13 protein-coding genes are annotated in these 13,467 nt (G+C 51.8%); 7 read left to right on the forward strand and 6 right to left on the reverse strand.

What is annotated here, in order from left to right:
• Positions 1-8: 8 nt before the first annotated feature.
• From AC0KH7_RS09110 to mvaD, 3 genes are read left to right on the forward strand one after another with little or no spacing between them, the layout of a single operon-like run.
• Positions 9-1,049 carry a mevalonate kinase family protein gene (locus AC0KH7_RS09110; RefSeq protein ID WP_472372727.1) on the forward strand — a complete coding sequence of 347 codons (1,041 nt, stop codon included), beginning with the start codon at positions 9-11 and terminating at the stop codon, positions 1,047-1,049.
• A complete protein-coding gene (locus tag AC0KH7_RS09115; protein ID WP_472372729.1) occupies positions 1,033-1,956 on the forward strand; it encodes a mevalonate kinase family protein in 924 nt (307 codons plus the stop codon). The genes AC0KH7_RS09110 and AC0KH7_RS09115 overlap by 17 nt, the downstream gene beginning before the upstream one ends.
• Before the next feature lie 35 nt (positions 1,957-1,991).
• On the forward strand, positions 1,992-2,981 hold the full coding sequence (gene mvaD, locus AC0KH7_RS09120) for a diphosphomevalonate decarboxylase (RefSeq protein WP_472372731.1): 990 nt from the start codon (positions 1,992-1,994) through the stop codon (positions 2,979-2,981).
• 16 nt (positions 2,982-2,997) lie between these two features.
• Here mvaD and AC0KH7_RS09125 read toward each other — a convergent pair whose 3' ends face one another.
• From AC0KH7_RS09125 to efp, 4 genes are all read right to left on the reverse strand, one after another.
• Positions 2,998-3,480, reverse strand: a complete 483-nt coding sequence (locus tag AC0KH7_RS09125) for a ClpXP protease specificity-enhancing factor (RefSeq protein WP_472372733.1) — start codon at positions 3,478-3,480, stop codon at positions 2,998-3,000.
• A 10-nt stretch (positions 3,481-3,490) separates the two neighbouring features.
• On the reverse strand, positions 3,491-4,132 hold the full coding sequence (locus AC0KH7_RS09130) for a glutathione S-transferase N-terminal domain-containing protein (protein WP_472372735.1): 642 nt from the start codon (positions 4,130-4,132) through the stop codon (positions 3,491-3,493).
• Between the two features lie 125 nt (positions 4,133-4,257).
• Positions 4,258-5,217 (reverse strand): EF-P lysine aminoacylase EpmA, encoded by a 960-nt coding sequence (epmA, locus tag AC0KH7_RS09135; RefSeq protein ID WP_472372737.1) that lies wholly within the window; start codon positions 5,215-5,217, stop codon positions 4,258-4,260.
• Positions 5,218-5,244: 27 nt separating this feature from the next.
• Positions 5,245-5,811 carry an elongation factor P gene (efp, locus tag AC0KH7_RS09140; RefSeq protein ID WP_472372739.1) on the reverse strand — a complete coding sequence of 189 codons (567 nt, stop codon included), beginning with the start codon at positions 5,809-5,811 and terminating at the stop codon, positions 5,245-5,247.
• A 448-nt stretch (positions 5,812-6,259) separates the two neighbouring features.
• Between efp and epmB the strand changes: the two genes are divergently transcribed.
• The 4 genes from epmB to AC0KH7_RS09160 all read left to right on the forward strand — a co-directional run bounded on the left by epmB (position 6,260) and on the right by AC0KH7_RS09160 (position 11,036).
• Positions 6,260-7,207 (forward strand): EF-P beta-lysylation protein EpmB, encoded by a 948-nt coding sequence (epmB, locus tag AC0KH7_RS09145; protein WP_472372741.1) that lies wholly within the window; start codon positions 6,260-6,262, stop codon positions 7,205-7,207.
• Positions 7,208-7,215: 8 nt separating this feature from the next.
• Positions 7,216-8,745 (forward strand): ArnT family glycosyltransferase, encoded by a 1,530-nt coding sequence (locus AC0KH7_RS09150; RefSeq protein WP_472372743.1) that lies wholly within the window; start codon positions 7,216-7,218, stop codon positions 8,743-8,745.
• Between the two features lie 125 nt (positions 8,746-8,870).
• Positions 8,871-9,779, forward strand: coding sequence for a lysylphosphatidylglycerol synthase transmembrane domain-containing protein (locus tag AC0KH7_RS09155; RefSeq protein ID WP_472372745.1), 909 nt, complete (start codon positions 8,871-8,873; stop codon positions 9,777-9,779).
• Between the two features lie 42 nt (positions 9,780-9,821).
• Positions 9,822-11,036: a glycosyltransferase family 9 protein gene (locus AC0KH7_RS09160; protein ID WP_472372747.1), complete on the forward strand. Its 1,215-nt coding sequence runs from the start codon at positions 9,822-9,824 to the stop codon at positions 11,034-11,036.
• 69 nt (positions 11,037-11,105) lie between these two features.
• Here the strand turns inward: AC0KH7_RS09160 and lptG are convergent, their stop codons facing one another.
• Positions 11,106-12,209: an LPS export ABC transporter permease LptG gene (gene lptG / locus AC0KH7_RS09165; RefSeq protein WP_472372749.1), complete on the reverse strand. Its 1,104-nt coding sequence runs from the start codon at positions 12,207-12,209 to the stop codon at positions 11,106-11,108.
• A gap of 8 nt (positions 12,210-12,217) precedes the next feature.
• Entirely contained in the window at positions 12,218-13,324 is a 1,107-nt protein-coding gene (gene lptF / locus AC0KH7_RS09170; protein WP_472372751.1) for an LPS export ABC transporter permease LptF, read from the reverse strand.
• Between the last annotated feature and the right edge of the window lie 143 nt (positions 13,325-13,467).

Consider the following 13,467-nt stretch of genomic DNA (forward strand, 5'->3'; position numbering starts at 1 on the left):
GAACGCGCATGAAGACTGTCTGTACCACGCCCGCCAAGCTCATCCTTACCGGCGAACACTCGGTTTTGTTCGGGGCTCCGGCTTTGTGCATGGCCGTGGCGTTGGACACCGTTTGTGAGATTGACTTCATTCCGCTTGAAACACCAGATCATCAACCCTTTCTGGAAATTGAGCTGACCGACTTCAATCAAAAAATGGCGTACCCATATCAAACCTGGCAAAAGCGCGTGACGCATATCGAGTCTCGTTATGCCCTTTACGAAAAGAATACCCTTGCGATTCAGACCGTACTGCAACAGCCGGTGGATTTGGTGCTGTTAACGCTCCAACAATTCCACAACCTTGAACGCCTGAAGCCGGGGCATTGGCAAATCAAGTTACACTCACATAATCTGAGCGGTAAAGGGCTTGGTAGCTCGGCGTCCATCATCATCAGCTTATTGCACAGCTTATTCGTCCACCACCAAATCGACATTACCGAAATTGACCTTCTGGCGCTGGCACAACAAGTGGAATCCCGACAACACGGGGCATCCAGCGGACTGGACCCGGCCACGGTTTACAAAGGCGGGCTACTGCGTTTTCAACAAGGCGTACCGTTACAGCAGCTGCCCCACCAAAACTTCAATGCCTGGGTGGTCGATACCGGAAAGCCCGGCTCCACCACCGGGCAAGCCGTCAACCACGTCCATAAACACTTCACACACCAAAGCCCCATTTGGGATGATTTCAAACACCTTGCCTCGGAAATGGAGGCCGCTTGGCAATCCTCCGATGCCGATAAACTAAACGATGCCGTCCACAAAAACCAAGCGTTACTGGAGAAGCTTGGCGTGGTACCGGACAAGGTGAAGGCTTTCATTGCGGCACTGCACCAAAGCGACTATTCGGCCAAAATATGCGGCGCGGGCAGCATCAGCGGCGACCAAGCCGGCGTAGTGCTCTGCATCGGCCCGGAAGCCCCGGCAGAGATTTGCGATGCTTACGGTTACCCTTACTACCCTTTAAAACTCAATGAAACCGGGAGTCAATGTGAAGTACATCACTAGTGCCCCCGCTAACATTATGCTGATGGGCGAACACAGCGTTGTGGCCGGTGAAAAAGCCATTGCTTGCGGGCTGAACCAACGGTTGCAAATTGAATGGGAACCTCGGGCCGACCGGCGAATCCATATTCTGTCAGAGCTGGGCGATTACGAAACCGACCTCGACAGCTTGGGCGAACATCCCAAATTAACGTGGGTACTGGCCGCCTTGCGCCATTATCAGTCGGCCTTGCCCCACGGGCTGACGCTTACCATTCAAAGCGACTTCAAATCCACGCTCGGACTGGGCAGTTCCGCCGCCCTATTGGCGGCGTTACTGGGCGGGCTGGACGCCCTTACCGGGCGAACGCCCGATTTCCAGGAGCGCTTTCAAACCGGATTAAACCTGATACACACTTTGCAAGGGCGAGGGTCCGGCACGGATTTGGCGGCCAGCCTAACCGGCGGTGTGGTCCTGTTTGACCCGCAAACGCAAACCGTCGAATCCGTAAACGCGGACCTCGCGTTAACATTGGTCTATTGCGGCTACAAAACGCCGACGGCCGAGGTTCTGCAGAAAGTGGCCGACGATTGGCAACACCAACCTGAACTATTGGCAAACCTTTACCAACTCATGGGCCAGACAACCGAAGCGGCCTACCAGGCTTTACAGAATGACGACTCAGCCGGGTTTTACCGCTTAGTCAATAGCTACCAAGGCTTAATGGACGCATTAGGCGTCAACGACCCGGTGCTCTCGGATTTGGTTTACCGCTTGCGTCAGGATGCAGGCATCGCCGCCAGTAAAATTTCCGGTTCCGGCCTGGGCGATTGCGTTTTGGGATTCGGTCAACTCAGCAATGCCCTGCCCGGCTTTGACCCTTTGCCCATTAACCTTGACCCGAAAGGCTTGGACGTTCAGACACCTTAACCGACTTTAATTAGACACGGACCCTTTGAAACACCATGACACCGACTGAATTCATCAAACACTTACTACCCGCAAACCACTCACCCGTCAAAACCGGTTTTGGCCAAGCGCCGGTCAATATCGCACTCAGTAAATACTGGGGCAAACGCGATGTGCCACTCAACCTGCCAACCAACAGTAGCCTATCCATCAGCTTACCGGAACTCGGCACCGAAACCCGTTTAAGCTGGCATGAAAACGGCCCCGATTCGATTACTTTGAATGGTGAAGAAGTAGCTCCAGAAGCGCCCTTTGCCAAACGCCTAAGTCGTTTTCTGGATTTCTTTCGCCCCAACGCTCGCGGCGGTTTTCACGTTGAAACGCTCAACACGGTCGCGACGGCCGCCGGACTGGCTTCATCGGCATCGGGTTACGCGGCCTTGGTTAAAGCGCTGGACGACTGTTTTCAATGGCAACTCTCTTCCCGCGACTTGTCATTACTGGCCCGCCTGGGCAGCGGCAGCGCCAGTCGCTCTTTGTACGAGGGATTTGCCATCTGGCATAAAGGGGAACGAGAAGACGGCTTGGACAGCTATGCCGAGAAAATTGACCAGGCCTGGCCGGAGTTTTGTGTCGGGTTGCTGGAAATCGATATCTCCGCCAAATCCGTTGGTTCAACGCAAGGTATGCAACAGACGGTCAATCATTGCGAATTGTACCAGGCCTGGCCGAAAAAAGCGGAACAGGACTTGGTGAAAATTCACCGTGCTATTCTGGACAAAGACTTTCAAACACTGGGCGAAACCGCGGAAAACAATGCCTTGGCGATGCATGCCACCATGATCGCCACTTGGCCGCCCATTTTGTATTGGCAACCGGAATCGGTCGCCGCTATGCACCAAGTCTGGCAACTGCGTCAGGAAGGCGTGATGGTGTATTTCACCATGGATGCGGGGCCGAATTTAAAACTACTGTTTCCAGAAACAGAAACGCCCGCGTTAATGCGGGCGTTTCCGGAAATGAAATGTCTTCAACCGTTTGCTTGAAACGACATTAAGCCGTTTATTTAACCACCGATAGGTGCGACCCTTTTTTGGGTTTATTCGTCTTGTTGTTTTTCCCGTCTTTGTCGGCTTCTTGAGTGGTTTTCTCTGAGGTTTCGTCAGACACACCGGAATCTTTCACCGCCGACATCGGCGGTTTGGATGGAGCCTCCTGCGTTTCTTCCGGATAAGGTTCCGGCGGAAACGGCATGCCCTGGCCGTTTTCACGCGCAAAAATCGCCAACACCGCTTCCGGCGGGAAGCCCAACCGTCTTTCGATACCTTGAAAGCGCGCCTTGAAGCTGAACCAATCATTGGCAAACTGCAACTCGCGAATGGCATTCGGGTGTACGTTCAACACGATAACGCCATCCTGTGCAAAATCCATCGGCACTTCAATCCCCGGATAATTGGCATCCACTTGCACGTGTGGCGTCCAGTCATTATCGACAATCCAGTCAAACATGGCACGAATCATATAAGGGCGATTGGAAATCATCATCAAGCTCGCTTTAAACCACTTCTCGCATATCCAGTTCGTCGTCGGACAAGCTGTCCGGGAACTCTTCACGTTCCAGCACTTTTTCAGCGTAGTCGATGACCGGCTTGGCAGACTTCGGTAGATCAATCCCCAAGTACGGCAAACGCCACATCAGAACCGCCAAACTCACGTCAACCAATGAATATTCATCGCTCATGAAATACGGCTGATGCTCAAACACCGGAATCATTTGTATCAGGCGTTCCTGCAAATCGCGGCGCGCTTCCTTGACTTCTTTTTCATCGTCACTGTTCGCAATGGTTTCAGCCAGCTGATACCATTCCTGTTCGATTTGACGCAACATCTGACGAGAACGCGCTTTGGAGATCGGATCGACCGACAACAACGGCGGATGCGGGAAACGCTCGTCCAGATACTCAACAATGACTTGCGGGTCGTACAACACCAAATCACGGTCCACTAAGGTTGGCAAAGTGCCATACGGGTTCAACTCCAGAAGGTCTTCCGGAATGCCCTCGCTGGTATCCACTTCGATGATTTCCAAAGGGATGTCCTTTTCTTGCGCCATCAAACGCACACGGTGTGAGCTTGGGCCTTTGGAATCTGAAAATAAGGTCATTACGGATCTTTGCGTGATAGGCAAATCTGACATGGAGTTCTCCTGGAAATCGATCGTCGATGTTATTGTTTTCGAAGCCTTTAGCGTATCGAACACACGTCCTTCCGATTACAGCTTCATTAAGCCATTATACATGGCCTGTCAAGTCCTCTTTTGCCCTAAGCCTCTTCGATGGCGAATGGCACAACCTCGCGAATGTCTTCGGCCTGAAAGGCCAACATTAACAGGCGATCCACCCCCAAAGCCACGCCGGAACACGCCGGTAAACCGTCCGAGGCCAATGCGGTCAGCATGGCTTCGTCCAACGGCACTTTGGGCAAATGATTGTCTTCGCGCTGTTTTAGACTGGTTTCAAAACGACGGCGGTATTCGCTGGCATCGCCCAACTCCTGATAACCATTGGCCAATTCCATACCGTCGACAAACACCTCAAACCGCAAGGCTAAACGCTCATCTTGCGGATGAATTTGTGCCAGCGCGGCTTCGCGGGACGGATAATGATATAAACAGGTGATTTTCTCCCGCCCCAATTGCGGTTCAATAACTTCGGTCAACACCAACTGCTCCCATAAAGGTTTGTCGTCAGCGTCCACACCCACGATTTCCGGCACCTGATGCGCTTTTAAGCAGGCCTGGCACTTTTCGGCATTGGCGTCATGAATACCATCCAAACCGGCGTAGGCGGCAAAGGCCTCTTCGTAGGAAATCATTTCCACCGCCCGCTCGCCGAGCAGCGTTTGCACGACCTTGACGGTTTCGTCCATCATCGCCGGCAAGTCGAACCCCAGGCGATACCATTCCAAAAGTGTAAACTCGACTTGGTGCCGACGACTGACATCCCCGTCGCGAAACACCTTGCCGAGATAGAAAATATCGCCACTGCCGGCGCATAACAAACGCTTCATCGGATATTCCGGCGAGGTATGCAGATAAAACCGGCTGGGGTCGGCCTGACCGGGCACCTGAACCTGAGTAGCGAGCGAGCGCAAATGCACGTCCGGTGTTGCGGACGCAGACAACATTGGCGTGTCCACCTCCATGACCGAACGAGCATAAAAAAACGCCCGCAGGGTTTTCAAAGCCTGCGAGCGTTTTTTTAAATGGTCAATCGATGTCATACTTCGCCTCGATTGAAAACCGTCAACTTACTTGGCGCGGGAAACGTATTCCCCGGTCTGAGTATTACAGACGACCTGTTCACCGATTTGAATAAACAACGGCACTTGCACCACAGCACCAGTCGACAAAGTCGCCGGCTTACCGCCGGTTCCGGCCGTATCGCCTTTCAAGCCCGGGTCGGTTTCCGTGACTTCCAAAGTCACTTGTTTCGGCGGCAATACGGAAATCGGGTCGCCGTTCCACAAGGTCACGGTGCAGATGTCCTGCTCAATCAACCATTTGCTGACATCGGCCAAGGCCGCTTCACCGGCTTGATACTGTTCAAACGAATCCGGGTCCATGAAGTGCCAGAATTCGCCGTCGTTGTACAAGTATTGCAATTCGGTGTCCATGACATCAGCCGCTTCGACTTTTTCACCGGATTTGAACGTCTTTTCCAACACGCGTCCGGTAATCAGGTTACGAAATTTCACACGGTTAAACGCCTGACCTTTCCCCGGTTGAACAATTTGATTGTCCACAATGGTACACGGTTGACCGTCCATTAAAAATTTCAAACCGTTTTTAAATTCGTTCGTACTGACTGTTGCCATGATTTTTCACCCTTACATTCACGCCGCGAAACAGGCGGCGGCGCGCATTTAACTATTTTAGGGCTCCTCTATTAATTCCAGATTGATTCTGGCAACGCCAAGTTATTCAGATCAAGGCGTGAACGTGCCGTCATGTCCAGACCTGGCAAGCGTTCGCAACGCGGAGTTGAATAACTTGGATAAGCCCCTTTGGGCGGGGCTTAAAGACCACTTCTTCGTTGTTATGCGTCTTGACCTTAGAATGACTAAGGTCGGTGCCGCACGCCTAGAATAAGTGGTCTTTAAGTCCCGCAGAATTCAACCGGGAATTAATAGAGGCGCCCTTTAGACCATTTCATGTAAAATAAGCCGCATATTTTAACGCAACTCCACCCGTGAAGGTAGTTTCTTCTCACAAAACCGGGAAACCGGGTCCGATTCGTTCATGGGCAGAACAACACGGAACCACATGATTCAATCCATCGAACAATTGTGCGATTTAATCGAACTCGCGCCGGATTCCCTGGCGCTGGATATCGACAGCCCCTTTCCGCTGAAAGTGCCGAAACACTTTGCACATCAAATTGAAAAAGGCCAACCCGACGACCCCTTGTTACGACAAATTCTGCCAGACCTGGCCGAACGGCGAAACGTGCCCGGTTTTGTCACCGACCCGGTGGGCGATTTGCAATCCAACCCGCAGCCGGGTTTGATTCATAAGTACCACGGTCGCGCCCTGTTGATTGCCAGCCCACGTTGCGACATCCACTGCCGTTACTGTTTCCGCCGCCACTTTCCCTACGAACAGGCCAAGAAACAACACTGGCAAGCGGCCATTGAGACCCTGAAACACAAAACCGACATCGAAGAAGTGATACTCAGCGGCGGCGACCCCATGACCTTGTCGGAAAACAGCCTGGTGGATGTCATCGATGAACTGGAAACCATACCGCATTTAACCACCTTACGCATTCATAGCCGCACCCCGGTGGTGGCACCGGAACGCGCCAACCGGCCACAGCTGTTGGCGAAGCTGTCACAAAGCCGGTTGCAAACGGTATTGGTGGTGCATTGCAACCATCCCAACGAGTTAAGTGAGCAAACCGCCGCGTGCTTGCAGGCATACCGCAACGCCGGGGTGACATTACTGAACCAATCGGTATTATTAAAAGGCGTGAACGACTCGGCCGACACCTTGGCGGCCTTGAGCAAAAAACTCTTCCGACAGGGCGTTTTACCGTATTATTGTCACCTATTGGATAAGGTCGCGGGCGCGGGCGACTTTTACATTGAAAAACCCCAGGCCTGGGCGATTTTCGAACAGCTTCGCCGCCGTCTGCCGGGCTATTTGGTGCCCCGATTTGTCGAGGAAATTGCCGGCGAACCCTATAAGACACTCTTAACCGAAACGGAATGACCGAATTTATGAAACCGATGACAAGCGCTTTTTCATCCCTTGACCGTCCGGCACGCGCGGCTTTCTGGCTGGTGCTGTTGGTCAGCGTGTGGCATTTATTACTGGCCGGCCAACTGAATTTAAGTGTCGATGAAGCCCACTACGCGCTCTATGGCCTGAAGCCGGACTGGAGTTACTTCGACCACCCGCCGATGGTGGGCTGGCTCAATGCCTTGATGGTGCCTTTTACCCATTCCGACCTCGGATTACGACTTTTACCGGCCATCATCTTCGCACTCGCCAACGGGATGCTTTACAAATTGGCCAGACGCCTGTTCCCAAGTTTTCACTGGGTCGGCTTCTGGACCCTCGCACTCGTCAACAGCGCCATTATGTTCCAATTACTGAGCATTTCGATGTTACCGGACACGCCATTGATGCTGGCCAGTTTGATGCTACTTTGGCACTTGCTTAACCTGCGGGAGTCGCCACTGAATTCCAGCAACTCGTTGAAAAACTGGCTGTGGATTGGTTTCTGGCTCGGCGTGGCCGCTTTATCGAAATACACCGCGATTACTCTGGTATTGTCCCTGTTGCTGGTCATGTTGGTGGAAAAGCGTTTTTACTGGCTGAAAGACAAAGGCCTCTGGCTGGCGATGGCTTTAACCGCACTGATGATTACGCCGGTTTTGTATTGGAATGCGACCCATGACTGGATTTCATTTCTCTACCAATTAAATCACGGCCAACATCACGACCATTGGGATTGGCTCAGAGCCGTCAACACCCAGTTGGCGCAATTGGGCGTTTATTCATTAGCCTTATTCGTGATCGGGCTTTGGTTGATGGTGTCATCCTGGTTCCAGGCGCACCGTGAAAATGCTCGTCTGTTGGCCGCCTTCGCGCTACCAATCATTCTGCTTTTCGCGCTGAATTCCGGTTACGAAATGAGCCTGCCGCACTGGACGCAATTGGCCTGGCTCTTCATTAGCCCGGCGGTGGTGTATTGGCTATGGCGACACAGGCAACACAAAGCCACCCGTGTATTCGTTTACGTCAGTTCCGCCATCACTCTGGCAGGGAGTCTGGCCCTCAACAGCCAGTTGGCGGTACCTTGGATGCCGTTCCCCGCCAATGAAAACCCGGTTCGAGAACTGCATGCCTGGCCACAAGCCATTGCCATGGCGGAAAGTTTTCAAAACGACCAACAGCAACCGCCATTATTCGCGGCCAACTGGTCACAAGCCAGCCGTATCGCCTGGTATGCCTACCCGCAACCGGTGTACGTCACCGACAATCGTTTCGACCAATTTGACCTTTGGTTCGGTAACCCGCCAGCCGGTTCCGATGGCTTGCTGCTAATCCCCTCCTATGAGGATCATCCACCGGAAACGGCCAGGCCTGGGCATTTTCAGCAATGCCAGCCGCTTGCAGAGATGCCCGCATTGCATGGCGACATCACCATCGTGACTTATCATTTATATCACTGCCAAGGGTTCCAGCCGGTGCAATACTCCGGCTGGGCGGCGCAACTCCCTTTCGTCCAGAAAAAACAGTGACAACAGCCGACTTAAAAAAAGCGTTCGCGAACATTGTGCATCACTTCGATTCGCAGTTTCGTTTCGGTTTTGCGATAATAGCCCGCAATTTCTTCCCAAAACTCATATGACGTAAGGAACACGGTTTGGGCAACCTCATTAAACTCGGTCTCTCCATCGCGATTATCGGCTTTATTTTATATAAGTTCGATATGCAAACGGTTTGGGACACCATTCTTAACGCCAACGGCACTTTCCTGTTGGCCGCCTTGGTCGTCCAGATGCTCAGCCAAACCGTAGCGGCTTATCGCTGGTCGTTGATTATGGGCATCCTGAAGTTCCAACACAGCTTCGGGTTTTATTTCCGAAGTTATTTCAAAGGCAGCCTGTTCAATCAGGTATTACCGACCAGCATCGGTGGCGACGCCTACCGAATTGCCGAAGTCACCGCGCACGGCGGCTTGGTTAAAGAAGCCTTTTACGGCGTGTTCATTGACCGCATTGTCGGTCTGGTAGGCTTGCTGCTGTTAAATCTGTTCGCCAATATGATCGAATCCAACCTCATGCCTTACGAAGTCTTTATGACCATCAACGGCATTTTGGTCGCGTCCTTGTTCGGCCTCTTCGTACTAATGGCGATCCATAAATTCGATATTTTCAAACGCTACCGCCTGACCCGTCTGTTCTACGAGTTATCCGAGCGCTTCCGTTTCATCTACAAGACTCCGAAACGCATCAGCCAGCAGCTAGGCTTGTCGATTGTGATTCACCTTTTGTCGATGGTGGCGATTTTCGGCATTGGCCACAGTGTGGGCATCAACGAACCGCTGGTGGCTTACTTAGTGATTATTCCGCCTGCGATTTTGCTGACCTTACTGCCGATCTCCTTCGCGGGATGGGGCGTACGCGAAGGCGCACTGGTAGCATTATTCATGATGATTGGGATTGACGAAAACCTGGTATTGGCCATGTCGCTGCTTTATGGCTTGATTCTGATTCTCAGCGCGCTGCCGGGACTGTATTTCTACCTGACCAGCCAACACAAATACCTCTAAGCAATTTTCCCGAAACAAGATAAAAAGACTTACAATAACGCCATGAATGTAGATTTAATGCGAAAAATCGATCACCACTTGGGGATTCCACTGACCTTCGTCAGCACCTATGTGTTGAAAACCCTTTATTGGTTAAAAGGCAAACAGCCCACCACACCAAAAAACATCCTCTTTGTGGAACTCTCGGAAATGGGCAGCACCATCATTGCCGACCCGGCCATGAAACGTGCTCAAAAAGTGTTTGACGCCAAGCTATTTTTCGTGATTTTCAGTAAAAACAAACCCAGCCTGGACCTGTTGAATACGATCCCGCAAGAAAACATCTTTACCCTGTGCGAAGACAACTTATTCACACTGATGCGTGACGCGGTACGTTACCTGTTCTGGTGTCGTAAAAACCGTATCGACACCGCCATCGACCTCGAACTTTTTTCACGGGTGTCCGCTTTGCTGACCGGCTTCAGCGGCGCCAACAACCGCGTTGGCTACCATAACTTCCACGGCGAAGGCTTGTATCGCGGTGAGATGCTGACCCATAAAGTCAGCTACAACCCGCACATCCACATCGCCAAGAACTTCATGGCGCTCATTCATGCCCTGGAAGCGCCGAAACCGGAAGTGCCTTATGCCAAGGTGCTGATCAGCGACGACCACATCCGCTTGGATCAAGTCACCTTCAGTGAAGACGAAAAGGCATTCGTGCACCAAAAGGTCACCGACTGTTATGCCGATTACGACCGTGAGGCGCATGAACTGGTGCTCATCAACCCAAATGCCAGCGATTTATTGCCACAACGTCGTTGGCCGAAAGCCAACTTCATCGCATTGATGCAACAGATTTTGGCTCAATACCCGAATGCGCTGGTGTTGATTACCGGCGCGCCTAACGAACGCGAAGAAGCGCAACAGCTTCTGGAGCAAGTCGGTCACGAACGTTGCATTAACTTCGCTGGGCAATTGAAGCTTCTGCAAATGCCGATTTTGTACAGCATTGCCCGACTGATGGTCACCAACGATTCCGGGCCAGGCCATTTTTCGGCCATTACCCCGCTTAAAACTTTTGTTCTGTTCGGACCGGAAACGCCAAAACTGTACGGTTCTCTGGGCAACAGCACACCGATTTTCGCCGGCCTAGCCTGCTCACCTTGCGTCAGCGCCGCCAACCACCGGAAAACACCTTGCACCGAACCAGTCTGCATGGATGCCATCACGGTCGACACCGTCTTCAAACAGGTTCAAATCGAACTGGATTATTAAGCGGAACCCTGAGTTAAAGATCAGGTCAAAAGATAAGATAACCACCGGCCGGGCGGTGATAAACAAGGCTTAATGCAAGCGCCGCAATAAGAAAAGCGCACTCAACACCAACACAATAGACGGTAGAAACGCCCCGACGATGGCCGGGAGCTGATAGACAACACTGAGGTTACCGAAAATCTGATTCAACAGATGGAAACTCATACCAATCATAATACCGACAAACACCCGCTGACCGATACTCACCTGACGTTGCGACCCGAAAATCAACGGGAACACCAACGCAATCATCCCCAGAATCACAAACGGCATGGCCACCTTGCGCCAAAACGCCAGTTTATAAGGTTCGGCATCCAAAGCGTTCGCCTCCAGAAAATCGATGTATTGATATAAATCCCAAATGCCCATATAACGGGTTTCGACGTGTAAGGTTTGCAATAACTCAGGCGTCACCGGAAGCGATACCGGCTGAGAAACCTCTTTAAAAGCCGTGAAATCCAAACGCTTCCAATCTGGTTTATCCGCCAAACGAGACGGGGTCATTGTCCAGTCCAAACGTTGCCCATCCACATCCAGTAAGTGCCATTCCCCATTTTTAAAACGCGCCGTTTTGGCAACCATGGTCTGCTTCAATTCACCGTCTTGCATATCGTAAATGCGCACATCATAAAACTGGGTATCAGAGATTACCTGGCCGACGTGAATATAACGCTCTCCTTCCCGCATCCAGAAATCATCGGATGCGCCAATGGAAAAGCTTTTATGCAATGCCTCGCCGCGCATTTTTTTGGCATAACTCTCACTGGCCGGTGCTACCCATTCTCCGATGACCGCCGCGCATATCCAAAGAATGAACGCCGATTTCATCACCCCCCAGAAAATACGCCCAATGGACCAACCGGTCACGCGCAAAATCGTCAATTCGGCATGGTTGGCTAAGCCGCCCAAGCCGATCAAGGTCCCAATCAATAACGCCACCGGGAAGATCTCATATCCGTACACCGGCAACTTTAAAACCGTATAAATCACGCCTTTTTCAAAGGTGTACTCATCGGTCAGCTTACCGACTTGAATCATGAATTCGGAGAAGCCCAAAATCACCAGCAAGACCATCAGCACCAATAAAGTGTGCCCGACCAGAACGCGCCCCAGATAACGTTCAATTAAATTCATCTTCACATTCATGATTTGGACTCCGCGGGCTTTTTAAACCAGCGCCGCATATCCGGCCACTCAAACCAACTTGGTTTCAAGGAGCCCTGATAAAGCGCGTAAGCCAAAAACAACACCGGAATCGGCCAGACACCGATGGCCGTCGGCAAAGACTCATTGGCGATGGCCTCACGAAAGGTCACCAGCAACTGGTTATACACCACATACAGCACCAGCGCGAAAAACACTTTTGCAAACCGCCCTTCCCGCGGGCCGGAACGGCTCATTTTCAGTCCAAGCAGTCCTAACACCACAATGCTGAATGGCGTCACCATCCGCCATTGAAATAAAGCTTGATAATCCGGGTTGGCTGATTGCCATAATTGCATACTGGCGATTTCAAATTTTTTCTGGCTCGGCGGTGTCACCTGAATCTCCGGCAGAAAGCCTTCAAAACGCCGAAACTCCCTTGCCGTGAAAGCGTCGCCCTTTTCCAGGCCTTCATAACTATGACCGTTCAACAACACCAGTGCCAGCTTGCCGTCAATCCATTCGAACCGACCTTGCGGTGCCGTCATCAACACATCCTGTTCTTCGGTTTTCAACCGCAGCCAAACCGATGACAAATCCCCGTCATCGTCAATGGTACGGGTGTAAAACACCCCTTCGCCGTTCGGCAGAGGGTTGAATTTCCCCGGTACGAGCGCGGCCAGCGGAGACGTCACCTGCGCTTCCGCCACTAAATGACGTTCCTGCTGATAACTCCAAGGCGTTACCCATAAGGTAATCCAGGCGGTGACCAGAGCCAGCGGTAACAGAAACCAAAACACCCGCTTCTGAAAATAACGCATCGGCACGCCGCAACTTTGCAGTACCACCATCTCCTGATCCTGATACAAGCGTCCGACCGCCAACATCACACTCAGTAACGCCACCAACGGCAAAATCACCTCCAAAGCCGGCGGAATTTTGTACAGCAGCACCTTGAAGATAATGGTGGAAGGAATGGTGCCCTCAACCGCCACCGCGAGCAGTTTGGTGGCTTCGGTACCGAACGTAATCAGCAACAGCACCGAGAGAACAGCGAAGAAGGTCGCAAATAATTCTTTGTAGAGATATTTATCAAGAATTCGCAAAAACAGACACCAAAGCGTTAGAATAATGAGATATTTCAAAGCGGCTTAGCCGCCATCAAACCAATTGAAAACGCACGCATCTGGCGGACCGATTCGCAGCCCGCCAGGCGAAAGATTCATTTGTTTTCACGATTATACAAGAA

It is taken from the genome of Hydrogenovibrio sp., assembly GCF_965140365.1.
In the GTDB taxonomy this organism is placed as follows: Bacteria; Pseudomonadota; Gammaproteobacteria; order Thiomicrospirales; family Thiomicrospiraceae; genus Hydrogenovibrio.